The organism is Erwinia sp. STN24 (assembly GCF_041320675.1).
GTDB classification, from domain to species: Bacteria; Pseudomonadota; Gammaproteobacteria; order Enterobacterales; family Enterobacteriaceae; genus Erwinia; species Erwinia aeris.
The window spans coordinates 124,303-148,914 of the sequence record NZ_JBGGPM010000001.1; the positions used below are offsets into that span (position 1 = coordinate 124,303).

The window sequence follows — 24,612 nt, forward strand, 5'->3', positions numbered from 1 at the left end:
CGGGTCAGATTTTCAGGATCGCGGTTTTAACAAACCACAGAAGAACGGCCACCAGCGCCGGTATCATCAGCGTCCAGGTGATCCTGCTGTTGATATCGTTAAACTTCTCAAACATTCGCTCGAATTTTTCATCTATTCGCTCGAATTTTTCGTCTATTCGCTCGAATTTTTCATCGATCTTTTCAAATCTGATATTAGTGCGCGCCTCGCTGGCGGCTATCTCTTTTATCAACTCGGCTCTGAGTTCCGCCACGTCCGTTTTGGTGGCAAAATTTTCTGAACGAGCCGTAAGCACGGCAAGATCGAGTTTTATCTGTCGCGTATCTTCTTCAAGTCGCTCAACGCGCTGTTCCAGAATATCCATATTTTCTCCGTTTCCTTCGTCCTTATGCCAGACATCACTCATGTCAGACGGGCATAAATAGCTACCCATATCCCTGTTCCTTGTGTCCTGTAAACTACGCCAGCGGGGCGAGATAAGCAAAGGGCTGGCTGGTTTGGCGCGTAAAGAATAAAGGATAACAGCGCAGAAAAAGGTGAAGGTGCGCAACTATTTGATGTTTTCTGGAAATTACTGGAATATTTCCACTCTATTCCTTCCGGCTAATTTTGCCTGATAAAGCGCTTTATCCGCCTGGCCTATCAGCGTCTGGCGATCTTCCGGCTGATTGCTCTGCATCACATGGAGACCTATGCTGATAGTCACTACTTTAGCCGCGCTTTCGCTGTTACGATGTGGGATCTCCAGCGCGGCAACGGCTTCTCTTATCCTTTCCGCCACTTTCATCGCCGCCTCCTGGCCGCAATCGGTAAGGATCACCGCAAATTCCTCGCCGCCGTAGCGTGCGATCAGGTCATCGGAGCGAAGCCCAATGTTCAACAGGGCGTTGCCGACGTATTTCAAACACTCGTCGCCGGCCAGATGGCCGTAGGTGTCGTTGAACCGCTTAAATGAATCCACATCTATCATCAGCAGCGCCATCGGCGAACGCAGCTTATTGGCGCGCTCCAGGCTGCGATCCAGATAGAGGTCGAACTGGCGGCGATTCGCCAGACCGGTAAGGCTGTCCACCAGCGCCAGCGTTTGCAGCGTACGGTTTATCGCCGTCAGCCGGTCGCGCGCCGTGGCCAGCTCCTCCTGATCGCGGATAGTATGGCCAATATTACGCAGCAGCAGCCAGCCCAGCGCGGCAATCACCAGCAGCAGCAGCGCGCACAGCGACAAATAAACCACCAGCTCGGCCAGCCAGGCCTGCACCAGCTGCTTTTTGTCATAGCCGACGGTAATCACCAGGGGATAGCGTTTCAGGCTCGCATAGCCAAAAATACGTTCGACGCCGTCAAGCGCGGCTTTGTAGCTTGCCGTTCCGTTGGGGGAAATTTTTAACAGATGCGTAAACAGCGGACTGTTGGCTATGTTGCGGTTAAGCAGATTATCGACAAAAGGACGAACGTAAAGAATATTGCCCGTATGGGTCATCAGCGCCAGCAGGCCTTTGTCACCCAGGCTGTAATAGCCAAAAATCTGCCGAAAATAGTCGATGCGCAGCGTAGCCAGCAGCACGCCGCGAAAAGTGCCGTCGCGGTTGTTCAGCCTCATTGAAACGGGAATAACCAGCTCGCCGGTGGTGCGGCTGCGAATGACCTCATCGATATGCAGATCCAAATCGCTATGCTGCTGATGATATTTAAAGTAGGCGCGATCGGCATTATTGCTGCGCTGGTTAAGCATTCCCTGAGAAGTCAGCACCCAGTTGCCTGCGCGGTCGTAGACAAACAGGCCGTGCAGCTGCGGCAGCGAAGCTTTTCGCTCCATTAACAGCGTGCGCAGGTAGTTTTGCCGCTCGGCGTCCAGACCGACCAGCGTAATACGATCGCGTAGATCCTGCAGCGTCAGCTCGACCGGCAGCAGCGTATCTTCGGCTTGTCGTGACAGCGATTGTGATAAATTCCGGGCGTTATTCTGAGTTTCATTCACAACGCGCTGCCAAATACTGTAAACCACCCATCCGTTCACCAGCACAACGGCACAGCCTATCACCAGCAAAAATACAACCAGCAGGCGACGCAGACTCTGCATGCTGACATCCGGTTGCGGGTGATGCTCCTCACTCATGCAATACTCCCTGGCGCGACATTCGCAGTGATCTAACTATAGCGGCAGCCGGAAGAATGGCTTGTTTTTACAGACTAAGCGGGCAAGTAATGAGCGCGCCGTTGCAAAAAAAGGCGCGCTAAGAAGGTCAGCCGCCGCAAACCTCGCAGCAGGGGTCTTTGGCAAGCTTAAGCGTGCGGAACTGTAATGTCATCGCATCATACATCAGCAGTTTTCCCGCCACGCTGTCGCCATATTTGCTCAGCAGGCGGATGGCTTCCATCGCCTGGAGCGAGCCGATGACGCCGACCAGCGGCGCCATCACGCCCGCTTCCACACAGCTGAGCGCGGCATCGCCAAAGAGGCGGCTCAGGCAGCGATAGCAAGGCTCCGCTTCCTGCCAGGTAAAGACGCTAATCTGGCCTTCCATGCGGATAGCCGCGCCGGAAACCAGCGGCGTTTTGCTGGCGAAGCAGAGCCGGTTTAGCTGCTCGCGGGTCGCCACGTTATCCGTACAGTCCAGCACCACGTCATGCCGGGCGATCAGATCGGCTAGTACTGCCTCTTCAAGCTGGCGATCGATGCTTTCCAGCACGATATGCGGATTGATTTCACCTAGCTGACGGCGTGCGGAGTCAACCTTCGGCAGGCCAACCTGCGCATCGCGATGCAGGATCTGCCGCTGCAAATTAGAAACGGAGACGTGGTCAAAATCGAGCAGCGTCAGATGGCCCACGCCAGCGGAAGCCAGATAGGGGCTGGCGGCGCAGCCTAAACCGCCCAGCCCAACGATTAATGCTTTTGCCGCCTTCAGCGCTTCCTGGCCGTCGAAATCGAAGCCGCGCAGCACAATTTGCCGGTTGTAGCGCAGCATCTCTTCGTCGCTCAGTTCCGGTTTCATTACCCCTCCAGCAGGCTGTTGAACGGCTCGACTTCCACCCATTCCCCGGCCTGTACGTTGCCGCGATCGCGCTCCAGCACGATAAAGCAGTTCGCCTGGCTGAAAGAGCTGAAGACGTGCGATCCCTGCGGGCCGGTGCTGCTGACTTCCAGCTCGCCCAGCGCATTGCGCGACAGTTTGCCGCGCTGAAAATCGAGCCTGCCGGGCGTTTTTTTCAGGCTACTGGCGCTTTTCACTCGCTGGCGCGGCGGCAGCGCGGCAGCGGTCAGGCCGCTAAGCTTCGCCAGCAGCGGCTGCACCAGCTGATAAAAGGTCAGCACCGCGGAAACGGGATTGCCCGGCAGGCCGCAGAACCAGCTGTTTTGTAGCCGGCCGAAAGCAAAAGGTTTGCCCGGCTTGATCGCCAGCTTCCAGAAGCCGATTTTGCCCAACTCTTCCAGCATCGCTTTGGTGTAGTCTGCTTCGCCCACCGAAACGCCGCCGCTGCTGATCACCACGTCGGCCCGGCTGTCCGCTTCAATAAAGGCGGCGCGCAGCGCGGCCTGATTATCGCGAATAATGCCAAGATCTATCACCTCGCAGCCCAGCTTTTCCAGCATCAGGCGCACGGCAAAACGGTTAGTGTCGTAGATCTGACCGGCGGCCAGCGGTTCGCCGACCGGCTGAAGCTCATCACCGGTAGAGAATACCGCCACGCGCAGCCGACGTTTAACGGCCACTTCCGGCACGCCCAGCGAGGCCAGCAGCGGCAGCTCCGCCGTGCCCAGACGAATACCGGCGCTCAGCACGCTGGCGCCCTGAGCAATATCCTCACCGGCCAGGCGAATATTCTGCCCGGCGTTGACCGTGGCCAGGAACTTCACCGCTTCGCCAGCCTGTTCGGTTTCTTCCTGCATCACCACGGCCTCCGCACCTGCCGGTACAGGCGCGCCGGTCATAATGCGAATGCAGCTGCCGACCGGCCACTCGCCGCTAAAGGGCGTTCCGGCAAAGGCTTTCCCGGCGACGGGCAGCGGATTTCCCGTCGCCAGGTCGGCCAGGCGTACGGCGTAGCCATCCATAGCGGAGTTGGCAAAGGGGGGAACATCAACAGGAGAGATAACGGCGGCGGCGGTAATTCTGCCCGTGGCCGCGGTCAGCGGCACCGTTTCGGTTTCTGCAACCGGCGTGACGCGATCCAACATGGTAGACAGCGCGTCGTCAAGGGAGATAAGTCCCGCAGTAAAAGCTTCCATAACGTCCTCGGCATGCCCGACAGCCGGGCAGGCGTATACAATCAGATGGCAAATAGTATGGCGTGAATTATTGGCGCGGTCACGTAAAGCTACCAACAGGTTATAAACCATAAGCTTTCGTTATTACCGCCGTACCCACTTTCCGCTTTACATCACTTTACAGCCTGCCTATAGTCAAAAACGGTCACAATTTGACAAAACCATTCTAACACAGTGTTTTTCTTGCCGATTTGGCACGCAGGGTAAAAGGATTATGAGCAGAGCAGCAATCGTCATTCATGGCGGCGCTGGCGCTATTGCCCGCGCCAGCCTGAGCGCGGAAAAAGAACGGCTTTATATCGAGGCGCTTTCCGACATCGTCGCCAGCGGACAGGCTATCCTGGCGCAGGACGGCAGCGCGCTGGATGCGGTAACGGAAGCCGTGCGCCTGCTGGAGGAGTGCCCGCTGTTCAATGCGGGAAAAGGCGCGGTCTTTACCCATCAGGGCACCCATGAGCTCGACGCCTGCGTGATGGACGGCAGATCGCTGGAAGCGGGCGCGGTCGCGGGGGTCAGGCAGGTACGCAATCCGGTGCTGGTCGCGCGTGCCGTGCTGGAGAAAAGCCCGCACGTGCTGTTTATTGGCGAGGGCGCGGAGCGGTTTGCCGTTGAGCAAGGCTTCGCGCCGGTGCCGCCCGACTTCTTTTCTACGCCGGAACGCTACGAGCAGTTACAGCGAGCCTTAAAGATGCAGCAAACCATGCTGGATCATGACGGCGCGGCGCAGGCGTCCGACGATCCGCTTGACCCCGATCGTAAATTCGGCACCGTAGGCGCGGTGGCGCTGGATCGGCACGGCAATCTGGCGGCGGCTACCTCAACAGGCGGCATGACCAACAAGCAGGCCGGACGCGTCGGCGACTCGCCAATTGTCGGCGCAGGCTGCTACGCCAATAACGCCAACGTAGCGGTTTCCTGCACCGGCAGCGGTGAAGTTTTTATGCGTACGCTGGCGGCCTACGACATCGCTGCCCTGATGGAGTACGGCGGCCTGTCGCTTAAGCAGGCCAGCGAGCGCGTGGTGATGGAAAAAATCAGCGTGCTGGGCGGCAGCGGCGGCGTGATAGCGATAGATCGCGAAGGCAACATTGCGCTGCCGTTTAACAGCGAAGGCATGTATCGGGGTTTTGGCTACGTGGGCGATGCGCCAAACGTGGGAATCTATCGCGAAGAATAGGGAGTCAGGATGGCCAGTGGATCCGATCTGTCCGCCGGACAGGTTTTGTCGGTCAAAAACTTGAGCGTCAGCTTTGCGCAGGAAGGCGACACCGTGCAGGCGGTGAAAAACCTTTCGCTTGAGGTGCAGCGTGGCGAAACGTTGGCGATAGTAGGCGAATCCGGCTCGGGAAAATCCGTCACCTCGCTGGCGCTGATGCGGCTGGTGGAGCAGGGCGGGGGACGCATCGACAGCGGCGAAATCTGGCTCCGGCGCCGCAACGGCGAAGCGATCGATCTGCTGCGCACGCCGCAGTCGGGGCTGCGCAGAGTACGCGGCGCGGATATGGCGATGATTTTTCAGGAACCGATGACCTCGCTTAACCCGGTCTTTCCCGTCGGCGATCAGATCGCGGAATCGATTGTTCTGCATCAGGGTAAAAGCCACCGCGAGGCGCTGAAGGAAGCCGAACGGATGCTGGATCTGGTGCGCATCCCGGAGGCCAAAAACGTGCTGGGCCGCTTTCCGCATCAGCTTTCCGGCGGCATGCGTCAGCGGGTGATGATTGCGATGGCGCTCTCCTGCCGTCCGGCGCTGCTGATTGCCGACGAACCCACCACGGCGCTGGACGTCACCATTCAGGCACAAATCTTACAGCTGATCCGCGTACTGCAAAAAGAGATGCAGATGGGCGTTATTTTCATCACCCATGATATGGGCGTGGTGGCGGAAATGGCCGATCGCGTGCAGGTGATGTATCGCGGCGACGTGGTAGAAACCGGGCCGGTTGAGGCCATTTTTCAGCATCCGCAGCAGGATTATACCAAAGCGCTACTGGCCGCGGTGCCTAAGCTGGGCGCGATGCGGGGCAGGCCTTTCCCGGCTCGTTTTCCATTGTTAACGGCCGACAGCGAAACGGCGCAGGAAAAACAGGATACCGTGGTGAACGACGCGCCTCCGGTGCTTCAGGTGCGGGATTTAGTGACGCGTTTCGATATACGCAGCGGCATTCTGAATCGCGTCACGCGGCGCGTTCATGCCGTGGAAAAGGTCAGTTTCGATCTGCGCGCGGGTGAAACGCTGGCGCTGGTTGGCGAATCGGGCTGTGGGAAATCCACCACCGGTCGTTCGCTGCTGCGGCTGGTCGCCAGCCAGGGCGGCACCATCACCTTTAACGGCCAGCGCATCGACAACCTTACCGGCGCGGCGCTTTCTCATCTGCGGCGCGATATTCAGTTTATCTTTCAGGATCCCTACGCTTCGCTCGATCCACGTCTGACGGTTGGCTTTTCTATTATGGAGCCGCTGCTGGTGCACGGCGTGGCGAAAGGCAAAGAGGCCGAGGCGCGCGTGGCCTGGCTGCTGGAGCGCGTCGGCCTGCTGCCGGAACATGCCCGGCGCTATCCGCACGAGTTTTCCGGCGGCCAGCGCCAGCGTATCTGCATTGCGCGAGCGCTGGCGCTCAATCCTAAAGTGGTGATTGCTGATGAATCCGTCTCGGCGCTGGACGTGTCGGTACAAGCGCAAATCGTCAATCTGATGATGGATCTGCAACGGGAGTTTGGCATCGCCTTTCTGTTTATCTCTCACGATATGGCGGTAGTGGAACGGATCAGCCACCGCGTGGCGGTGATGTACCTCGGGCAGATCGTTGAGATAGGTTCGCGCCAGGCGGTATTCGAAAATCCCCAGCATCCCTATACGCGTAAATTAATGTCTGCCGTGCCGGTAGCCGATCCGCAGCATCGCCGTCGCGAACGGGCGCTGCTGGCGGATGAGATACCCAGCCCGATTCGGGCTATCGGCGAAGAGCCTGAAGTCGCGCCGCTGGTAGAAGTCGGCGCGGGGCACTATGTTGCCCGTCATGCCGTCGGCGGCGTCTGAATATGCTGCATAACAAAATCACTGGAGAAAAAGCATGATTATTGAACGCAAGCTGCTGTTGGCTGCCGGGATCCTGAGCAGCCTGACGGCGATCCCGGCCTGGGCGGCAAAAGATGCGGTGATCGCCGTTGGCTCTAATTTCACCACGCTCGATCCTTATGACGCCAACGACACGCTGTCGCAGGCGGTCGCCAAATCTTTCTATCAGGGCCTGTTCGGCTTTGATAAAGAGATGAAGCGGATTAACGTGCTGGCGGAGAGTTTTGACGCCAGCAAGGACGGCCTGACCTACACCATTAAACTGCGCAGCGGCATCAAGTTCCAGGACGGTACCGATTTCAACGCTGAAGCGGTGAAGGTGAATCTGGATCGCGCCAGCAACCCTGATAATCACCTCAAGCGCTACAACCTGTTTAAGTCGGTGGCGACCACGGAAGTGATCGATCCCACTACCGTGAAAATTACCCTGAAACAGCCGTTCTCCGCTTTTATCAACACGCTTGCCAGCCCGGCAGCGGCGATGATTTCACCAACTGCGCTGAAAAAATATGGCAAAGAGATCGGCTTCCACCCGGTGGGCACCGGCCCGTACGAGCTGGAAACCTGGAACCAGACCGATTTTGTAAAGGTGAAAAAATTTGCGGGCTACTGGCAGGCTGGCTATCCGAAGCTGGACAGCATTACCTGGCGGCCGGTAGTGGATAACAATACCCGTGCGGCCATGCTGCAAACCGGCGAGGCGAATCTGGCTTTCCCGGTGCCTTACGAGCAGGCCAAGCTGCTGGAAAAAAACAGCAAATTAGATTTGGTGGCTACGCCTTCCATCATGCAGCGCTATATCAGTTTTAACGTCACGCAGAAGCCGTTTGATAATCCCAAAGTGCGCGAGGCCATCAACTACGCCATCAATCGCCAGGCGCTGGTGAAGGTCGCCTTTGCCGGTTACGCCACGCCGGCCACGGGCATCGTGCCGCCATCGATTCAGTATGCGCAAAGCTATCCGCCGCTGGCGTACAACCCGGCGAAAGCGCGCGAGCTGCTGAAAGAAGCGGGCTATCCGAACGGCTTCAGCACCACGCTGTGGTCTTCGCATAACCACAGCACGGCGCAGAAAGTGTTGCAGTTCACCCAGCAGCAGCTGGCGCAGGTAGGCATTAAAGTTACGGTCACCGCCATGGATGCCGGCCAGCGCGCGGCACAGGTTGAGGATAAAGGGCAGAAAGAGAGCGGCGTGAAAATGTTCTATACCGGCTGGAGCGCCTCGACGGGCGAAGCCAACTGGGCGCTGACGCCGCTGTTCGCCACGCAGTCCTGGCCGCCGACGATTTTCAATACCGCTTTCTACAGCAATCCGCAGGTGGATAAAGATTTAGCCGATGCGCTAAACACCACCGACGCTCAGAAGAAAGCCTCGCTCTATAAAGACGCGCAGGATCGCATCTGGAACGATCGCCCGTGGGCGCCGCTGGTGGTGGAAAAGCTGGTTTCAGCCAATACCAAAAACCTGACGGGCTTTTATGTCATGCCGGATACTTCGTTCAGCTTTGAAGAGGCCGATCTGAAGTAACCGCTCCGGCGGCGCCAGGTGTGGCGGGCGCCGCCGTGAACGTGTCAGGAAACCTATGCTTAACTATTTTATTAAACGACTGCTGGGCCTGATCCCCACTTTGCTTATCGTGGCGGTGCTGGTCTTTCTGTTTGTGCATATGCTGCCGGGCGATCCGGCCAGGCTGGTGGCCGGGCCGGAAGCGGACGCCACCGTCGTGGCGCTGGTACGCCAGCAGCTGGGCCTGGATCAGCCGCTGATTCAGCAGTTCTGGCATTTTATCAGCCAGGCGATACGGGGCGATTTTGGTCAGTCGATGGTTTCCCGTCGGCCTGTTTCGGCGGAAATCGCCCAGCGTTTTCTGCCCACGCTGTGGCTGACGCTAAGCAGCATGGTCTGGTCAGTGATTTTCGGCATGACTATCGGCATCGTCTCGGCCGTCTGGCGCAATCGCTGGCCGGATCGTATCGGCATGACGCTGGCCGTTTCCGGCATCTCTTTTCCCGCCTTCGCGCTGGGCATGCTGCTGATGCAAATCTTCTCCGTGGAACTGGGCTGGCTGCCTACCGTCGGCGCGGATGGCTGGCGCAACTATATTCTGCCTTCCATCACTTTGGGTGCGGCCGTTGCCGCAGTGATGGCCCGTTTTACCCGCGCCTCTTTTGTGGAGGTGATGCAGGAAGATTACATGCGTACCGCGCGGGCGAAAGGCGTGCGCGAAACGTGGGTGGTGATCAAGCATGGCCTGCGCAACGCGATGATCCCGGTCGTCACCATGATGGGCCTACAGTTCGGCTTTTTGCTGGGCGGATCGATTGTGGTGGAGGTGGTGTTCAACTGGCCGGGACTGGGGCGCCTGCTGGTGGATTCGGTAGAAATGCGCGACTACCCCGTGGTACAGGCCGAAGTATTGCTGTTTTCACTGGAATTTATTCTTATTAACCTGGTTGTCGATATGCTGTACGCGGCGATTAACCCGACTATTCGCTACAAATAAGGACGGGCGATGAAAAACTGGCGACGTAGCGCGGCCCTGGCCGCGATGCCAACGATAAAACAGCATCGCGTACGCACGCCGTGGCGGGAATTTTGGCGGCGCTTTCGTCGCCAGCCGGTGGCGATGACGGCCGGCCTCTTTATTATCCTGCTGATTGCGGTTGCCTTTGTGGCGCCCTGGCTGGCGCCCTTCGACGCGGAAAACTACTTTGATTACGATCGCCTGACGGAAGGGCCATCGGCGATGCACTGGTTCGGCGTCGATTCGCTGGGCCGCGATATTTTTAGCCGCGTGCTGCTGGGAACACGCTTATCGCTGATTTCCGGCTTTTTTTCGGTAGCGATCGGCGCGGCCATCGGTACGGTGCTGGGGTTGCTGGCGGGCTATTATGAAGGCTGGTGGGATCGCATTATTATGCGCATCAGCGACGTGCTGTTCGCTTTCCCCGGAATTTTACTGGCGATTGCCGTGGTCGCTATTATGGGCAGCGGCATGGCGAACGTGGTTATCGCCGTGGCTATTTTCAGTATTCCTGCCTTTGCGCGTCTGGTGCGCGGTAACACGCTGGTGTTGAAACAGATGACATACATTGAATCCGCCAGAAGCATTGGCGCTTCAGATGTCACTATTATCCTGCGCCATATTCTGCCGGGTACGCTCTCCTCTGTGGTGGTCTATTTTACCATGCGTATCGGCACCTCGATTATTACCGCCGCCAGCCTCTCTTTTCTGGGGCTGGGCGCGCAGCCGCCGACGCCGGAATGGGGCGCGATGCTGAACGAAGCGCGCGCGGATATGGTGATGGCGCCGCACGTGGCGATTTTCCCCAGTCTCGCCATCTTTTTGACCGTGCTGGCATTTAATCTGCTGGGCGACGGGCTGCGCGACGCGCTGGATCCTAAACTGAAAAACTGAGCCGTGCTGGCGTCTTTTTCTTTTCCTGTGCCAGGCTTACCTCTTTACCCAGAGGTGGGCCGTGAAGGAATTTGATTACGAGCAGGATTTTAAAACCATCGATTTTCGTCAGCATCCTGAGCTTTATCAGGTTGGGCGCGGTGAACAGGGCGTCCTGATGGTCGAGCCTTATAAAGGCGAAATATTACCGCACTGGCGTTTCAGAACGCCCGCCATTGCGGAAGCCTCGGCTAAAAAAATTATGGCGCTGTTCGAAGAGTACCGTGCAAAAGATGATTTTGTCGGTATGGACATGGCGCGAAAATTTATTCAGATGGGCTATACGCGAGCCAGGCGCTACGCCAATCATAAAGGCGGCCGCAAATATGACGAAGATCGGCAGGTACTGCCTTATCACGTGAATGAAGAGAAAGCGGAAGCGGCGGCTATTTTTAAAGTCTGGTGGGATAAGATCCGTGAGGACGAAGATTACCTGAAACGTAAAAAAGCCCATCAGGCGAAATATGGCTAACGCGGTTAAACGTTAAAAGGCCGCAGTTAAGCGGCCTGAATACAGCATTATTTTTCCAGCGGAGCGCCCGGCTGGATCTGTTCTTTCTGCGCGCCGGAACCCGGTCTGGCCGGGCCAAGGATAGGTTCCTGTCCCAGGATGTCCGGTTTCTCTTTCGCGGTAAACTGCCCTACGCCGTCGTAGGCCGGGCCTTCACTCCAGCGGCCTTTCGGCAGCGGTTTATCCAGCGAAGTGTTCAGACAGTAATAAGAGTGCTCCTGCGCCTCCTCCGACTGCGGGAAGCTGTTCGGAACAGGCATAGACGCACCGATACCGCCCATATCCTCAATTACCGCCAGCCACTGCTGCTGGTGCATGGTATCGCGGGCAATCAGGAAAGAGAGGAAATCCTTCATGCCTTTGTCTTCCGTCAGGTTATACAGGCGGGTTGCCAGTACGCGGCCGGTAGCCTCTGCGGTAACGTTAGCCAGCATATCCGCAGCGACGTTGCCGGAAGCGTAAATGTGACTCATATCAAAAGACATCCCGTTGGCGTTGACGGGCATGGCCGCCAGGCCTGACGACAGAATATGACGCGGATTCATGCCGCCCAGGATAGCGTTAACTACCGGATCCTTTGCCGACTCTTCCTGATAGGAGAGCGGTGCGCCTTCAAGGTTAAGCGCGACGGCGTGACCAAGCATTTCGATATGAGCCAGCTCTTCGGTAGCGGTGGAGATCAGCAAATCTTTAATGCGTGGATCGCCGCGAGTCCCCATCGCCTGGAAAAAATATTGCATAGCAACGCGTATTTCCCCTTCGACACCGCCGATGGCCTGCTGCAACAGCATGGCAAATTCTGGATCGGGCTTGTCGACTTTTACCGGATATTGCAGTTTCGATGAATGATGAAACATGTTTTCCTCCTGGTAGATTACGTTAGTTAAGCAACGCAATAAGCCTGGTAGAAATTGGTAAAAATGGGAAGGCAAACACGATAGATTCTCATTTACCCACACCGGATGCCCAGAAAACAAGCAGATACAGCGCGCGTCAAAACGTGGCGGAAAGCAGGCATGGCGCTGAAAAGCGCTTAAAACCGAACGGAATACTCCAGATAAGCCTCCCCGCAAAAACAGACTTTTCTGAAGCCTGCAGCGCGTCACAAATCTTCAGGCGGGATGATTAACAGCGGTCAGCTACAACAGGCAACGAGTTTTATCCATATAACTAACTGCAGCCGGTTTCAGGCAGGAAACTGTCAGGCGGAAGGGAGAGTCATAGCATAAACGATGGTTCTGAAAGCCGATTACCGGTACCGGGTTTAAGACAGGATATCAGATAGCATAACCGGCAATCAGGAGGGTTAGCCTCAGCATAAAAGACGGCTCTTAAAGCCGCCCAACTGTACCGGGCTCCAGGCGGAATAACCGACAAGCGGAAGGGATAGCCTCCGCATAAACAACAGCTCTGAAAGCAGGCGTGCTGCGGATTATTTTAGCCGGAACATCAGCCACCCGATCAGAGTGACAACACGCTATAACCCAGCCAGTCCATGGCCGATTACTGCTGTTATGCCGCTGCGCCTTTTGGCTGTGCAGCAAGATGCGCTGCCCACAGGTTAGTCACCCATTTCACGCCTTTAGCAGTAAAGCGCGCCTGTGAAAAGGCGTGCAGGTTCTCGCCTACGCTGGTGCGCACCGTAAAGTAGCCCGCCTGCACATGGTGCTGCTGCGGCATCAGCGTGCCGTTGGCGCGGTACATAATATTGCGTTCAAACAGGAACTGACGGAATTCAGGTTCTTTCACCTTCAGCATTTTGCAGAGCTGGCGAAAACCCAGCGAATCTTCCACCTGCACAAAGCGGTCAAAAAACTCCGCCTTTGGGGCGAAAAGGGCAAGCTGCTGCTCGGCTGCCTGGCGCTGTTCAAACTGTTCGGCCCAGGCACGCGCCGCCGCTGCGGGATTGGTGAAATCCGGCAGGCGAGTACTTCTCTCGCGTTCCTGCCAGCTGTCCAGCGCCTGGGTGATAAACGCGGGCGCAAGACGCGCCACAGCCAGTAACGAATCGCGCTTGTTCAGGCAATACTCCTGACGCGTTTCGCCGTCACGCTCGTAAACACCAATCGTCAGCGGTTGAGAAAGACGCTGGGTGGTTTCCAGCGTTTTGATCAGCCGTTTTACTTCGCCGTGCGGAATACCAGCTAACTGAGCGATTTCCCGGCTGCTCATCGTGACCGATTGATTCAGCGAGCTGAGGTTTTCTGTCGAAATCATCATAGGTTTTACCCCCAAGCTTTTCAAAAGACACCCGAGCGGGCAGTAGAAATATTATACAGTTGCCTGTTTAAATATCCAGTACTTTTTTTAAGCGATCGAGTTAATTGAATCTGCTATCAATTTTGAATTTTTGTAAAGGTAGCCCGCCTGAAAAGCATCTCCACTAGAGTTATTTCAGCCCCTTTTATCTGGAGAAAAAGTATGTCCCGACTGCTGCAAACTTGCCTGCTGAGCGCCTCGCTTTTGACCATGGGAACGGCTGTGGCCGAAGAAGTTACCGTGACCGAACTCCAAAAAGGATTAGATCATCCCTGGGGCATCGCCTTCCTGCCGGAGGAGCAGGGATTGCTGATCACCGAACGCGGCGGGCAGCTGCGCCTGTGGCAGCAGGGAAAGGGGCTGTCGGCGCCGCTGACAGGCGTCCCCAAGGTCTGGGCCGAACGACAGGGCGGCCTGCTGGATATCGCGCTGGCGCCTGATTTTGCGCAAAGCCGTCGGGTCTGGCTCAGCTATACGGAAGCAGATAAAGAGGGACGTGCCGGCGCGGTTGTAGGTTATGGCAGGCTGAATACAGCCCATACCGGGCTTGAGAGTTTTCGCGTTGTACTGCGTCAGGAACCGAAACTCTCAGGCGGCGCCAACTTAGGTTCACGGCTGGCTTTTGATGACAAAGGCTATCTCTACATCAGCTTTGGCGATAATTTCCAGGCCGCGACGGCGCAGGATCTTAAAACGCTTACCGGCAAAATTGTGCGGCTGAAAGCGGATGGCAGCGTGCCTGAAGATAATCCATTTGTGCAGCAAAAGGACGCACGGCCTGAAATCTGGACATACGGCATGCGCAATCCGCAGGGGCTGGCGCTGAATCCGACGACGCGGGAAATGTGGGAAAATGAGCACGGCCCGCGCGGCGGCGATGAGATTAATCTTCTGCGTAAGGGAGAAAACTACGGCTGGCCGCTGGCGACCTGGGGCATAGATTATGGCGGCGACAAAGTGCCCGGTTCTCAGGGCGGCGAAGCACCGAATACGGTTCAGCCGCAGCTTTACTGGAAGGTTTCGCCTGCGCTCAGCGGAATGGCGTTTTATCAGGGCGATCGCTTTCCGGCATGGAAAAACTCGCTCTTTATCGGCGCGCTGAAAGACAAAAGTCTTATCCATCTGACCGTGGATGGCGAAAAGGTGACGGAGCAGGCCCGCCTGCTTAAGGATCGCGGCGAGCGCATTCGGGACGTGCGCACCGGCCCTGACGGCTATTTGTACGTATTAACGGATGAAACAGACGGCAAACTGCTGCGCATTGCGCCGAAATAAAACCGGCCGAGGGGCCGGTTTACCAGGGAAAGCGAGGGCAGCCCGCTATTTTATCCAGCGGCACACTTCCCAGCCGCGCTGTAGCGCCAGCTGATAGAGCGGCTCTGCTGGATTAATAACGTGGGCGCGATCGGCACGTTCCAGCAGCGGCAGATCGTTAATGGAATCGCTATAGGCCCAGATTTGCGTAAACCGCGCGTCATCCTCTAGCGCCAGCCAGTCCGTCAGTCTGGCCGTCGCATCCCTGCCGTTATTGCCTACGCTGCAGGGGCGGCCGCTGTAGCGATCGTTGACGATCTCCACGCCGACAGCCAGCGCGCCATCTGCGCCAAGCTGCTGCGCGATAGGCGTCGCCAGATGGTCGCCGCCTGGCGACATCACCATCACTTTATCGCCACGCTGCTGGTGCCATGCCAGCTTTTCGCGCGCGGCAGGATAGAGGCGAGGCAGGATATCGCGCTGAATAAAGCGCCTGACCCAGCCGGCAACGGTAAGCGTACCCATGCCTGCCAGCGGCGTTAGCGTCGCCTGCATATACTCCTCTGCCGACAGCAGGCCCTCACGATAACGAGCCATTAGCGCTCTTTCCTGCTCTACCAGCACGGCCGGCGCATACCCTTGCGAAACCAGCCAGCGGCACCACAGGCTGGCGCTGTCTTCGCAAATAAGCGTTTCATCAAGATCGAACAGGGCTAAATCCATCATGTTGACTCCACCAAGAGACTGAATTCAGATTAGCGGAGTTTTGTGACGGACTTAACAGCCTGCTGCAAAATCAGACTAACGCCCCTGTGGCGCGGTGAGTTTCTCTAATAAATTTTAAAAAACTTTACTGAATCAAGGTTCTTTTTAGCGGCCATAAACGCTAGCGTAAAAGACCCTTCGCCCGTAAATGCGACAAGCTTTTATTTTTCATAAGGATAGCCAGAAACCGCCATGACCATGATGCGCCTCTCCGCCGGAATTCACGCTGCCACGCTCCCTGTTTTGTTGCTCGTGGCCTCTTTTAGCAGCCGCGCAGCGGAAGCCCCTGTGCCGCCACAGGTTGAGGCCAAAGCCTGGATCCTGATGGACTACTACAGCGGTAAGGTACTAACCGCATCCAATGCGGACGAGCGCCACGATCCGGCCAGCCTGACCAAAATCATGGCCAGCTATGTTATTGGACAGGCGATGAAAGCGGGAAAAATTCACGATGACGATCTGGTCACCATCGGCCAGGATGCCTGGGCTACCGGTAACCCTATACTGAAAGGCTCTTCGCTGATGTTTTTAAAGCCGGGCGATCGCATTCCCGTCGCCGAACTGAACAAAGGCGTGGTGATCCAGTCCGGCAACGATGCCAGCATCGCGCTGGCGGATTACGTGGCGGGAAGCCAGGACGCCTTTGTGGGGCTGATGAACAATTACGTCCAGGCGCTGGGGCTAAAAAACACGCATTTTAAAACCGTGCACGGGCTGGATGCAGACGGCCAGTACAGCACCGCCCGTGATATGGCGCTGCTTGGCCAGGCTTTGATCCGCGACGTGCTGGCGGAATACGCGCTGCATAAAGAGAAAGAATTCACGTTCAATAATATCAAACAGCACAATCGTAACCGTCTGCTGTGGAGCACAAATCTGCAGGTAGACGGCATCAAAACCGGCCATACCGCCGGGGCGGGAAACAACCTGGTCGCTTCAGCGACGCAAGGAGAACAGCGGCTGATCTCCGTGGTGCTGGGCGCAGCAACCGACGCCATACGCTTTCGCGAAAGCGAAAAACTGCTGACGTGGGGTTTCCGTTTTTACGAAACTATCACGCCGATAAAAGCCGACAAACCCTTTGCTTCGCAGCGGGTCTGGTTCGGGGATCGGAAAGAGGTGCGTTTGGGCGTGGCGGAAGATGCAGCGATAACCTTGCCAAAAGATCGGGCAAAGGAGCTGAAAGCGAGCTTTACGCTCAACGAGCCGCAGCTGACGGCGCCGTTAAAGAAAAATCAGATCGTCGGCACCATTGATTTTCAGCTGAACGGTAAAACTATTGAGCAACGTCCGCTGGTGGCGATGGATGAGGTAAAAGAGGGAAGCGTGTTTGGCCGGATGTGGGACTTTGTGCTGATGAAGCTGCAAGGCTGGTTCGGCAAATGGTTAGGCTAAGCGCTTAATATCGACATGCTACGGCGCCATCCGTGGCGCATCCCTGATCAGAACAGGTCGTAAGCGATAGCCGAAATGGCGATCAGGCCTGTCAGCACCACAAATACGTTGCTGATTTTCCCGCTGTACTGGCGCATCGACGGCACCTTGTTAATCGCGTACATCGGCATCAGGAAAAGCAGCACGGCAATTACAGGCCCGCCCAGCGTTTCAATCATCCCCAGAATGCTGGGGTTTTTGGTTGCTACCAGCCAGGTGGTCAGAAACATAAAGACTGCCGTTATCCGGTTCAGTTTGTTTTCCGCCGGCGGCTGGCGGAAAGTCCTGGCGATCAGGCCGTTAAAGCCTTCGCGCGCGCCCAGATAGTGGCCCAGAAACGATTTGGTGATAGCGACCATCGCGATCAGCGGCGCAAGCCAGCCCATCAGCGGGGTATTAAAATGGTTAGCCAGATAAGAAAGAATAGAGATGTTCTGCTCTTTCGCTTCCGCCAGGTTTTCCGGCGACAGGCTAAGCACACAGCTGAAGACGAAAAACATCACCGTCACTACCATCATCAGATGACTGCGGGCCAGAATGCGCGCGCACTTTTTTGCCGCGTTATCGCCATATTCCTGACGCTTTGCTACCGCAAAAGCTGAAATAATCGGTGAATGATTAAAAGAAAACACCATGACCGGGATAGCCAGCCAGAGCGTCATCCACAGGCCCTTGCTGCTGCCTTCCGCATGATGAAAAATCGTGCTGTTCCAGTGTGGGATCAAAAATAGCGCCAGCGCCATCAGCACCAGGACAAAAGGATAAACCAGCACGCTCATGGTTTTAACGATGGTCTCTTTGCCGAAGCGCACGATTGCCATCAAACCCGCAATCAAAATCAGCGACAGCAGCACTCTGGGCGGCGGCGACAAATGAAGCTGATGGGTGATAAAGCTCTCGACGGTGTTGGTGATAGCCACGCTATAAACCAGCAGGATAGGATAGATAGCAAAGAAATAGAGCAGGGTAAGCAGCGTGCCCGCGCCCGCGCCGAAATGTTCTTCCACCACGCCGGTAATATCCCGATCGCCGCGTCCGGAGAGTACAAAGCGACAGAGACCGCGATGAGCGAAAAAAGTCATAGGAAAAGCGAGAGCCGCCATAATAAGCAGAGGAATCAGCCCGCCGATACCGGCATTGATCGGTAAAAACAGCACGCCAGCGCCGATAGCCGTGCCGTACAGGCCGAGCATCCACGTGGTGTCGCTTTTGCGCCACTCTGTCGACGCGTCCGTTGACGGCAGCGTAGCCGTTTTAGTGGATTCCATTGACAATCTCCCGGTTGAAAATAGTGAGCTAAATAACCTGAACGTAAAGCAGGAAAACGGCGCTCGTCAGCGTAATTAACTACTCTGGCTGAGGCGAGCAACACTCTATCACCAGAAAAAGAAGAAGAAAGGGAAAATTAGAAGGCACAGATCTCAGATAAAGGGATTACTTTGCGTATTTATAGCGCGATCGTCTGAATGGAAAGGTGAGCACCATAAGAAGTGCTGAGTGGAAGCGGTTACTATAGTCATTAAAACTAAATCTGGCCGCTGCGCGATTGGTTAAATAATGCTCTCTCACGAGCATTTACAGTATTTATGAGTTTTATATAAATAAATCAACAACTTAAAAATTAAGCTTCAATGCGTAGGGGTAATTTTATTCGTTTGCGCAACGGACGAATAAAAGGCGTTTATTATTTCGGCCTGTTGCGCAATATTGTGTCGATAATGTAAGCCGTTGCTTCGGCCTGATTATTACACTTAACCTGGCAAAGTATTATTCACGCACCCAGCCTTTGCGAATAGGGAAAGCAAACAAGAGTCGGTAAAGCGAAGAAATATTATGCAATAAGCGACGGCCGCAAAAATGCCACGTAACCTGCGCCACCAGGCAGGAAAGCATCCCCAACAGCAGGCCGCCCAGCATATCCATTGGCCAGTGAACGCCCAGGAAGATGCGTGACCAGGCAATTGCCAGGCCGGCCGCCAGCAGCACTACACCTGACCAGGCGCGATGCCAGCAGAAAAAGGCGATGGCAAAAGTGAAAATAATGGTGCCGTGATTGCTGGGATAGGATTCCGTCGCGTCGTGCGCAAGAAACTGATGGCCCAGTCCGATAACAAAGGGGCGTGGATGAGGATACAGGCTGCCAATCAGCCAGGATACGGTTAAGGCGCAGGCCAAAGCGATAGCGGTTTTCAGGACCAGCCGGCGCTGCGAGCCAACCTGACTTCTCGGCCCCCACAGCCACAGCGCGACAATAAGTACGGGCACAATGGTGATCAGATCGCGAGCCACCAGGGTAGCCAGCGATATCAACCAGGCGGGCGTGTCGGGCGTGGCGTTAATCCAGAGAAACAGCGACCGGTTTAGCGCTTCCAGCATGGTTATTTCCTCATCTCGTTCAGCGGTACCTGACGTACCTGAAAGTAAAAACGGGCCGGTGAGGCCTTAAAGTGTCGCAATCTGCTCAGAGGTTTGCGCGGCGGCCAGGCCGTCACGGCATCCCTGAAGGCAGCCGCATAAGGTAGAAGCGGCCCAATAAAAGTTAAATAGGCTCGCTCTTAATTCCGTTAGCGGTTGTGGTTTCGTTAAGGATTGAGGACAGAAAAAGGGGAACGGGCAGGAAACAGCGGAAAACAAAAAGAAAAAAACCCGTCAATCATAAGATTAACGGGCTCCACAATCTGGGGATTTCAAAGAAAAGCAGTGGCATTAATTATGACTGCGGGCACCAGCAAAAGTTCGCAAACAATCGGAAATTATTTTAGCCACCCATCATTGGCCAGATCAGCACGATTAACGTTCCGGCCAGCGTGAGCAGGACGTTAGCGATAGCGTAAGTTCCCGCATAGCCGAGGGCCGGAATATTGCTGCGGGCCGTGTCGCTGATAATTTCCATGGCTGGCGCGCAGGTGCGAGCGCCCATAATGGCGCCAAACAGCAAGGCGCGGTTCATTTTCAGTACCCAGGCGCCAAAAACAAAGCTGATCACCACCGGCAGCAGGCTGACCGTCAGGCCGGCCGCCAGCATCAGCAGACCGGTATCGCCCATGCCGTGCGAAAGACCGCTGCCCGCGCTTAATCCTACGCCCGCCATAAATACCATCAGGCCAAACTCTTTCACCATCGTTAAGGCGCCCTGCGGGATATAACCAAAGGTCGGATGGTTCGCCCGCAGAAAGCCCAGCATGATCCCGGCGAACAGCAGGCCAGCCGCGTTGCCCACGCTAAAGCTGAAGCGGCTGAACTGAAAGGTGACCATGCCCACCATCAGCCCGATAATAAAGAAGGCGCAAAAGGCCAGCAGATCGGTAACCTGGCTGTGAATAGAAATAAAGCCGATTTTGTCAGCCACCGACTTCACCCGCCGCGCTTCACCGCTGATTTGCAGCACGTCGCCTTTGTTTAAAATAATGCTGTCATCAATAGGCATTTCAATCTGGCTACGGATCACACGGTTCAGAAAGCAGCCGTGATCCGTCAGCTTGAGCTGGCTGAGCCTTCTGTTCACGGCGTTATTGTTTTTGACCACGATCTCTTCGGTGATGATGCGCATATCCAACAGATCGCGATCGAACACCTCTTTGCCGTTGCGGAAGCTGGGGTCAAGACGGGAATGCGCATCCGGGTAACCCACTAATGAAATCTCGTCTCCCTGCTGCAGGACGGCATCGCCGTCAGGATTGGCAAGAATGCCGTTGCGGCGGATACGCTCTATATAGCAGCCGGTTTGCCGATAGATGCCCAGCTCGCGCAGGTTCTTACCGTCAATCCAGGCGACCAGCTCCGGCCCTACGCGATAGGCGCGGATCACCGGCAGGTAAACCTTGCGCTGTTCGGCATCCAGGCCACGCTCACGGGCAATCTGCTGCGCGCTGGTCGGCAGATCCTGGTGCTGAAGCCGGGGAAGATAGCGTGCGCCGAAAATCAGGCTGACCAGCCCGACCAGGTAGGTCAGCGCATAGCCCAGGCTGAGGTTGTTCTGCGCCTGGCTCAGCATCGCACCGCTGGGATAGGTATGGCGCAGCGTGTCGCCAGCCCCCACTAATACCGGCGTGGACGTCATGGAGCCTGCCAGCATACCGGCGGTCAGACCGATATCCCAGCCAAAGAGTTTGCCCAGCCCCAGCGCAATCAGCACCGCGCTGGAAACCATGACCAGCGCCAGCATCAGATAATTTTTGCCGTCGCGGAAGAAAATAGAGAAAAAATTCGGCCCGGCTTCCACACCCACACAAAAAATAAATAACATAAAACCGAGATTAAGGGCGTTGGGATTCATCGTAAAATGCTGCTGGCCAAGCAGAAGAGAAACAACTAAAACGCCAATAGAATTACCCAGTTGGACTGAACCCAGGCGTAATTTACCCAGACAGAGCCCGAGCGCCAGTACGACGAATAATAACAGAATGTCATTTCCACTTAACAAATCTGCGACGTTTATATTCACGGTTTAACTTCTTGTTTACTAGTAACATGTTGAATTAAAGGGTGTTTTACGCTAAATTTATTGCACTGCCATCAGAGCAGCGGCAACATTCAGGAATTTCCGCGAATTACAGCCCAGAGCCAAATAAAACGGTCGTCATTTTAATCGCTTCACGCTTTTTCAGCCAGTAAAAGCCATGGCTTTTGTTTATTTAGAACAGGGAAAATCAGTCCGGCGTCATTCCGGCCAGGTGATAACATCAATTACCGAGAGAAGATCCTATTATGTTTAAGGGTATGTCCTGGACAAGCGTAGCGTTTAGTTTTGTTCTCTACAGCATCGTTTTTCTGGCGGTACGTTACGGTATGGTCATAGAGGGGACGGCCTGGGCACAGGCGAGGCCGGGCCTGTTGATGTTTACTCTGCCGGGCGCTATCGCGGCGCTGACCTCAAAAGAGCACCCGCTGACGATAGCGTTATTGGGCGCTTTACTGGCTACGCCGCTTTGCCTGATTTTTCTGCACTACTATTCGCTGCACTATCACGCACCGTTGCAGGAGCTGGCTTTTGATACCAGCGCGATATTCTGGTGCGGTTCCGGCGCGCTGGCCGTTATGCTCTGCCGCACGCTGTTCTGGCATTCGCACAGCTAAGCGCGGCAGGCAAAAAAAAGAGGGCCGCATGGCGGCCCTCTTTTTTATCATCCCAACAAAAGTCAGGAACAGAAAGTCTTACTGGAACAGGCCCAGGTTTTCTTTGGCATAGGCTTCAAAATCGGTGCAGCCGCCAATGTGAGTCTGGTCGAGGAAAATCTGCGGTACGGTTTCCACCGGTTTGCCCACGGTTTTTTCCAGATCGGCTTTGGTGATGCCTTCAGCGTGGATGTCCACGTAGCGGAAGTTAAAATCTTCACGCTCTTCGGTCAGTTTTTCAGCCAGTTCTTTAGCGCGGACACAATAAGGACAGCCAGGACGTCCAAAAATTACGGCAAACATAGGGTTCTCCTCAAAGGTCAGATTTAGTGTGATGTACATCACAACTTATCATGTAATGGCGCTTATCATGCCCACTTCCGCAGGTGAAAGAAAGAAGGAATTACCTGTCGTTTCGATTCGTTTCATCTATATAGAGATAAACCGGTTACGCTGTATGAACGCTTAACACCCAGAGACGGAGGCGGTATGGGCGGTTTAACCTTCAGTAACATGCCTAAACCAGTGCTGATTGCCGAGGCGCTGGGCGGAATTATCCTGCTGCTCTCTTACTTAGCGCTGCATCAGGTGCTACCCTTGCCTGCATCTTTTTCCGGAGCCTTTGCTGCCACGATCCTGCTTATCGTTGGCCTTATGATGATGCTGCCCGCCGCCATTGTGATGATGTGGCGTACGGCGAAAGCAATGGCGCCGGAGCTGTTTAACTTGTCTGAAAAATCCTCACCAGGAGAGAAGCATGACGCCGACCATTGAGCTACTTTGCTCCCACCGTTCTATCCGATCTTTTACTGACCAGCCCATAGGCGAGGCTGAACGAGCGGCGATTATCGCGGCCGCGCAGGCGGCTTCCAGCTCCAGCTTTTTGCAGTGCTCTTCCATTATCCGCATCACCGACAAAGCGGTGCGTGAGAAGCTGGTCGAGCTGACCGGCGGACAAAAATATGTTGGCCAGGCCGCCGAGTTTTGGGTTTTTTGCGCCGATTTTAACCGTCATCAGCAGATCTGTCCGGAAGCGCAGCTGGGCCTGGCGGAGCAGCTGCTGCTGGGCTGCGTGGATACCGCGCTGATGGGGCAAAACGCGCTGGTGGCCGCAGAATCGCTGGGGCTGGGCGGCGTTTATATCGGCGGCATCCGTAACAGCATCGCCGAAGTCACCGAGCTGCTGGGTCTGCCGAAGTTCGTGCTGCCGCTGTTTGGGCTGTGCCTGGGCTGGCCTGAGCAGATCCCGCAGTTAAAACCCCGCATGCCGGCCGCTATGCTGGTTCACGAGAATCGCTATCAGCCGATCGACCCGGACACGCTGGCCGCTTATGACGCCCAGCACGAGGCGTATTATCTGACGCGTGAAAGCAACGCGCGGCGTGAAAGCTGGAGCGAACATATCCAGAAAACCATTATCAAAGAAAGTCGTCCGTTTATGCTTGATTACCTGCATAAGCAGGGATGGGCAACCCGTTAAAACCCTTTCGGAGAAATCGGGTGAAAATAGCGATTCTTTCCCGGGACGGCTCGCTCTATTCCTGCAAGCGGCTGCTGGCAGCCGCCCAGCTACGCGGTCACAGCGTTGAAGTTATCGATCCGCTGTCCTGCTATATGAATATCAATCCCGGATCGTCGGCCATTCATTACCAGGGCAGGCAGCTGAGCCATTATGATGCGGTTATCCCGCGTATTGGACCGGCTATCACCTTTTACGGCACGGCCGTTTTGCGGCAGTTTGAGGTTTGCGGCAGCTATCCGCTTAACGAATCGGTCGCTATCACCCGCGCGCGCGACAAGCTGCGTTCTTTGCAGCTGCTTGCCAGGGAAGGCATTCCCATGCCGATTACGGGCTTTGCGCATTCGCCGGACGATACCAGCGATCTGATCGAGATGGTGGGTGGCGCGCCGCTGGTCGTCAAGCTGGTGGAGGGCACGCAGGGCATCGGCGTGGTGCTGGCGGAGACGCGTCAGGCGGCCGAAAGCGTGATTGACGCTTTCCGCGGCCTTAACGCGCATATTCTGGTGCAGGAATTTATCAAGGAAGCCAGAGGCAAGGATATCCGCTGCCTGGTGATCGGCGGCAGGGTAGTGGCGGCTATTGAGCGGCAGGCCAAAGAAGGCGAGTTCCGCTCGAACCTGCATCGCGGCGGCAAAGCGCGCAGGGTGGAGATCACCGACAGCGAGCGGGAGATTGCCGTGCACGCGGCGGCGACGCTGGGTCTGGACGTGGCGGGCGTGGATATTTTACGCGCCGAGCGCGGGCCGCTGGTGATGGAGGTTAATGCCTCACCGGGTCTGGAAGGCATCGAAAAGACCACGGGGAGGGATATCGCCACGCAGATGATCGCCTGGATTGAGCAGCAGGCGAAGCCTGGTTTCTGTCTGAAAACCGGCGGTTGACCTGATATTTACTACACAGCCGTGGTGTTCAGGGGCTTTTTTACGTAAGCTAGGGCGCAATTTT

The 24,612-nt window shown here is 55.9% G+C and carries 23 protein-coding genes; 12 read left to right on the forward strand and 11 right to left on the reverse strand.

All coding sequences use genetic code 11. The annotated features are described in order from the left end of the window. Positions 1 to 4 precede the first annotated feature (4 nt). The 4 genes from ACA373_RS00615 to moeA form a co-directional block, all read right to left on the reverse strand. Complete coding sequence (locus tag ACA373_RS00615; RefSeq protein ID WP_370733855.1) at positions 5 to 433, reverse strand: hypothetical protein; 429 nt, start codon at positions 431 to 433, stop codon at positions 5 to 7. Positions 434 to 571: 138 nt separating this feature from the next. Next, positions 572 to 2,116, reverse strand: coding sequence for a diguanylate cyclase domain-containing protein (locus ACA373_RS00620; protein ID WP_370733856.1), 1,545 nt, complete (start codon positions 2,114 to 2,116; stop codon positions 572 to 574). Positions 2,117 to 2,243: 127 nt separating this feature from the next. Continuing rightward, positions 2,244 to 2,996: a molybdopterin-synthase adenylyltransferase MoeB gene (gene moeB / locus ACA373_RS00625; protein WP_370733857.1), complete on the reverse strand. Its 753-nt coding sequence runs from the start codon at positions 2,994 to 2,996 to the stop codon at positions 2,244 to 2,246. Then, a complete protein-coding gene (moeA, locus tag ACA373_RS00630) occupies positions 2,996 to 4,231 on the reverse strand; it encodes a molybdopterin molybdotransferase MoeA (RefSeq protein ID WP_253454768.1) in 1,236 nt (411 codons plus the stop codon). The genes moeB and moeA overlap by 1 nt, the downstream gene beginning before the upstream one ends. A gap of 253 nt (positions 4,232 to 4,484) precedes the next feature. On the opposite strand from moeA, the gene ACA373_RS00635 reads away from it, so the two are divergent. From ACA373_RS00635 to ACA373_RS00660, 6 genes are all read left to right on the forward strand, one after another. Further along, on the forward strand, positions 4,485 to 5,447 hold the full coding sequence (locus tag ACA373_RS00635; RefSeq protein ID WP_253454767.1) for an isoaspartyl peptidase/L-asparaginase: 963 nt from the start codon (positions 4,485 to 4,487) through the stop codon (positions 5,445 to 5,447). Between the two features lie 9 nt (positions 5,448 to 5,456). Then, positions 5,457 to 7,310, forward strand: coding sequence for a glutathione ABC transporter ATP-binding protein GsiA (gsiA, locus tag ACA373_RS00640; protein WP_370733858.1), 1,854 nt, complete (start codon positions 5,457 to 5,459; stop codon positions 7,308 to 7,310). Between the two features lie 34 nt (positions 7,311 to 7,344). After that, positions 7,345 to 8,877, forward strand: coding sequence for a glutathione ABC transporter substrate-binding protein GsiB (gene gsiB, locus ACA373_RS00645; RefSeq protein WP_253454765.1), 1,533 nt, complete (start codon positions 7,345 to 7,347; stop codon positions 8,875 to 8,877). A 55-nt stretch (positions 8,878 to 8,932) separates the two neighbouring features. After that, positions 8,933 to 9,853 (forward strand): glutathione ABC transporter permease GsiC, encoded by a 921-nt coding sequence (gsiC, locus tag ACA373_RS00650; protein WP_253454763.1) that lies wholly within the window; start codon positions 8,933 to 8,935, stop codon positions 9,851 to 9,853. Positions 9,854 to 9,862: 9 nt separating this feature from the next. Next, entirely contained in the window at positions 9,863 to 10,768 is a 906-nt protein-coding gene (gene gsiD / locus ACA373_RS00655) for a glutathione ABC transporter permease GsiD (protein ID WP_253454762.1), read from the forward strand. 61 nt (positions 10,769 to 10,829) lie between these two features. After that, positions 10,830 to 11,279, forward strand: coding sequence for a DUF4385 domain-containing protein (locus ACA373_RS00660; RefSeq protein WP_301729788.1), 450 nt, complete (start codon positions 10,830 to 10,832; stop codon positions 11,277 to 11,279). A 47-nt stretch (positions 11,280 to 11,326) separates the two neighbouring features. On the opposite strand, the gene ACA373_RS00665 is transcribed toward ACA373_RS00660, so the two are convergent. Both ACA373_RS00665 and ACA373_RS00670 read right to left on the reverse strand, forming a co-directional pair. Continuing rightward, positions 11,327 to 12,175 (reverse strand): manganese catalase family protein, encoded by an 849-nt coding sequence (locus ACA373_RS00665; RefSeq protein ID WP_253454760.1) that lies wholly within the window; start codon positions 12,173 to 12,175, stop codon positions 11,327 to 11,329. Between the two features lie 655 nt (positions 12,176 to 12,830). Beyond that, the gene (locus ACA373_RS00670) at positions 12,831 to 13,538 is read right to left on the reverse strand and encodes a phage antirepressor KilAC domain-containing protein (RefSeq protein ID WP_253454759.1); all 708 of its coding nucleotides are present in this window, start codon (positions 13,536 to 13,538) and stop codon (positions 12,831 to 12,833) included. 201 nt (positions 13,539 to 13,739) lie between these two features. On the opposite strand from ACA373_RS00670, the gene ACA373_RS00675 reads away from it, so the two are divergent. After that, positions 13,740 to 14,852, forward strand: a complete 1,113-nt coding sequence (locus ACA373_RS00675; protein ID WP_301251245.1) for a PQQ-dependent sugar dehydrogenase — start codon at positions 13,740 to 13,742, stop codon at positions 14,850 to 14,852. Positions 14,853 to 14,897: 45 nt separating this feature from the next. Here ACA373_RS00675 and ACA373_RS00680 read toward each other — a convergent pair whose 3' ends face one another. Continuing rightward, positions 14,898 to 15,554, reverse strand: coding sequence for an HAD family phosphatase (locus ACA373_RS00680; protein ID WP_301729921.1), 657 nt, complete (start codon positions 15,552 to 15,554; stop codon positions 14,898 to 14,900). A gap of 234 nt (positions 15,555 to 15,788) precedes the next feature. On the opposite strand from ACA373_RS00680, the gene ACA373_RS00685 reads away from it, so the two are divergent. Further along, the gene (locus ACA373_RS00685; protein WP_370733859.1) at positions 15,789 to 16,991 is read left to right on the forward strand and encodes a serine hydrolase; all 1,203 of its coding nucleotides are present in this window, start codon (positions 15,789 to 15,791) and stop codon (positions 16,989 to 16,991) included. A 47-nt stretch (positions 16,992 to 17,038) separates the two neighbouring features. On the opposite strand, the gene ACA373_RS00690 is transcribed toward ACA373_RS00685, so the two are convergent. The 3 genes from ACA373_RS00690 to ACA373_RS00700 all read right to left on the reverse strand — a co-directional run bounded on the left by ACA373_RS00690 (position 17,039) and on the right by ACA373_RS00700 (position 21,474). Continuing rightward, positions 17,039 to 18,298 (reverse strand): HAAAP family serine/threonine permease, encoded by a 1,260-nt coding sequence (locus ACA373_RS00690; RefSeq protein ID WP_253454757.1) that lies wholly within the window; start codon positions 18,296 to 18,298, stop codon positions 17,039 to 17,041. Between the two features lie 499 nt (positions 18,299 to 18,797). Next, a complete protein-coding gene (gene ybjG, locus ACA373_RS00695; RefSeq protein WP_253461051.1) occupies positions 18,798 to 19,403 on the reverse strand; it encodes an undecaprenyl-diphosphate phosphatase in 606 nt (201 codons plus the stop codon). A gap of 385 nt (positions 19,404 to 19,788) precedes the next feature. Continuing rightward, positions 19,789 to 21,474, reverse strand: coding sequence for an aspartate:alanine antiporter (locus ACA373_RS00700; RefSeq protein WP_253454756.1), 1,686 nt, complete (start codon positions 21,472 to 21,474; stop codon positions 19,789 to 19,791). Positions 21,475 to 21,737: 263 nt separating this feature from the next. Here ACA373_RS00700 and ybjM point away from each other — a divergent pair, with 263 nt between their 5' ends. Continuing rightward, a complete protein-coding gene (gene ybjM, locus ACA373_RS00705) occupies positions 21,738 to 22,106 on the forward strand; it encodes an inner membrane protein YbjM (protein WP_253454755.1) in 369 nt (122 codons plus the stop codon). Positions 22,107 to 22,184: 78 nt separating this feature from the next. Here the strand turns inward: ybjM and ACA373_RS00710 are convergent, their stop codons facing one another. Continuing rightward, on the reverse strand, positions 22,185 to 22,448 hold the full coding sequence (locus ACA373_RS00710; protein ID WP_125288765.1) for a GrxA family glutaredoxin: 264 nt from the start codon (positions 22,446 to 22,448) through the stop codon (positions 22,185 to 22,187). A gap of 186 nt (positions 22,449 to 22,634) precedes the next feature. On the opposite strand from ACA373_RS00710, the gene ACA373_RS00715 reads away from it, so the two are divergent. From ACA373_RS00715 to rimK, 3 genes are read left to right on the forward strand one after another with little or no spacing between them, the layout of a single operon-like run. Then, positions 22,635 to 22,919 (forward strand): DUF1418 family protein, encoded by a 285-nt coding sequence (locus ACA373_RS00715; protein WP_253454754.1) that lies wholly within the window; start codon positions 22,635 to 22,637, stop codon positions 22,917 to 22,919. After that, the gene (nfsA, locus tag ACA373_RS00720; RefSeq protein ID WP_253454753.1) at positions 22,903 to 23,625 is read left to right on the forward strand and encodes an oxygen-insensitive NADPH nitroreductase; all 723 of its coding nucleotides are present in this window, start codon (positions 22,903 to 22,905) and stop codon (positions 23,623 to 23,625) included. Before ACA373_RS00715 ends, nfsA begins: the two co-directional genes overlap by 17 nt. Positions 23,626 to 23,645: 20 nt before the next feature. Further along, positions 23,646 to 24,548, forward strand: coding sequence for a 30S ribosomal protein S6--L-glutamate ligase (gene rimK, locus ACA373_RS00725; RefSeq protein WP_253454752.1), 903 nt, complete (start codon positions 23,646 to 23,648; stop codon positions 24,546 to 24,548). Positions 24,549 to 24,612: the final 64 nt, after the last annotated feature.

Coding starts and splice junctions, on each gene's coding strand:
- gsiB (WP_253454765.1), top strand. CDS start 7,345: ATGATTATTGAACGCAAGCTGCTGTTGGCTGCCGGGATCCTGAGCAGC.
- ybjM (WP_253454755.1), top strand. CDS start 21,738: ATGTTTAAGGGTATGTCCTGGACAAGCGTAGCGTTTAGTTTTGTTCTC.
- ACA373_RS00710 (WP_125288765.1), bottom strand. CDS start 22,448: ATGTTTGCCGTAATTTTTGGACGTCCTGGCTGTCCTTATTGTGTCCGC.
- gsiC (WP_253454763.1), top strand. CDS start 8,933: ATGCTTAACTATTTTATTAAACGACTGCTGGGCCTGATCCCCACTTTG.
- ACA373_RS00690 (WP_253454757.1), bottom strand. CDS start 18,298: ATGGAATCCACTAAAACGGCTACGCTGCCGTCAACGGACGCGTCGACA.
- moeB (WP_370733857.1), bottom strand. CDS start 2,996: ATGAAACCGGAACTGAGCGACGAAGAGATGCTGCGCTACAACCGGCAA.
- ACA373_RS00620 (WP_370733856.1), bottom strand. CDS start 2,116: ATGAGTGAGGAGCATCACCCGCAACCGGATGTCAGCATGCAGAGTCTG.
- ACA373_RS00685 (WP_370733859.1), top strand. CDS start 15,789: ATGACCATGATGCGCCTCTCCGCCGGAATTCACGCTGCCACGCTCCCT.
- ACA373_RS00670 (WP_253454759.1), bottom strand. CDS start 13,538: ATGATGATTTCGACAGAAAACCTCAGCTCGCTGAATCAATCGGTCACG.
- ACA373_RS00665 (WP_253454760.1), bottom strand. CDS start 12,175: ATGTTTCATCATTCATCGAAACTGCAATATCCGGTAAAAGTCGACAAG.
- ACA373_RS00715 (WP_253454754.1), top strand. CDS start 22,635: ATGGGCGGTTTAACCTTCAGTAACATGCCTAAACCAGTGCTGATTGCC.
- ACA373_RS00635 (WP_253454767.1), top strand. CDS start 4,485: ATGAGCAGAGCAGCAATCGTCATTCATGGCGGCGCTGGCGCTATTGCC.
- gsiD (WP_253454762.1), top strand. CDS start 9,863: ATGAAAAACTGGCGACGTAGCGCGGCCCTGGCCGCGATGCCAACGATA.
- ACA373_RS00675 (WP_301251245.1), top strand. CDS start 13,740: ATGTCCCGACTGCTGCAAACTTGCCTGCTGAGCGCCTCGCTTTTGACC.
- ACA373_RS00615 (WP_370733855.1), bottom strand. CDS start 433: ATGGGTAGCTATTTATGCCCGTCTGACATGAGTGATGTCTGGCATAAG.
- ACA373_RS00680 (WP_301729921.1), bottom strand. CDS start 15,554: ATGGATTTAGCCCTGTTCGATCTTGATGAAACGCTTATTTGCGAAGAC.
- gsiA (WP_370733858.1), top strand. CDS start 5,457: ATGGCCAGTGGATCCGATCTGTCCGCCGGACAGGTTTTGTCGGTCAAA.
- nfsA (WP_253454753.1), top strand. CDS start 22,903: ATGACGCCGACCATTGAGCTACTTTGCTCCCACCGTTCTATCCGATCT.
- moeA (WP_253454768.1), bottom strand. CDS start 4,231: ATGGAAGCTTTTACTGCGGGACTTATCTCCCTTGACGACGCGCTGTCT.